This is a genomic window from Shimia litoralis, assembly GCF_005518135.1.
GTDB classification, from domain to species: domain Bacteria; phylum Pseudomonadota; class Alphaproteobacteria; order Rhodobacterales; family Rhodobacteraceae; genus Shimia_E; species Shimia_E litoralis.
In genome coordinates this window covers 1-405 of sequence record NZ_SULI01000081.1, presented here as the reverse complement: position 1 = coordinate 405, position 405 = coordinate 1, and the positions used below count along the sequence as shown (strand labels likewise).

Below are 405 nucleotides of genomic sequence, written 5' to 3'. Positions count from 1 at the left end.
GCTCTCCTTCGACCAGATCGCCCAGTTCTGCAAGATGCACCCGCTGGAAATCAAGGCGATCGCCGATGGCGAATCGCACCAGGGCATCAAGGGACTCGATCCGGTCCAGACCGGCCAGCTTTCGCGCGAGGAAATCTCGAAGGCGGAAGCCGACCCGAACCACAAGCTGAAGCTCGCAGACCCCAAGGTTCGCGTTCCGGAAGCAAAGCGCAAGGGACCGCGTTACACGCCGGTGTCCAAGCGCCAGGATCGTCCGAACGCCATCTACTGGCTGGTGCGCAACCACCCGGAACTGAAGGATGCGCAGGTTTCGCGCCTCGTCGGCACGACGAAGTCGACGATCGAGCAGATCCGCAACCGTACCCACTGGAACTCGGCCAATCTGACGCCGATGGATCCGGTGAC

General features: G+C 62.2%; 1 protein-coding gene. It reads left to right on the top strand.

All coding sequences use genetic code 11. The features are described 5' to 3' along the window. A partial coding sequence (locus FAP39_RS17425; protein ID WP_138017635.1) for a cell cycle transcriptional regulator TrcR occupies window positions 1-405 on the top strand: 405 nt, incomplete at both ends.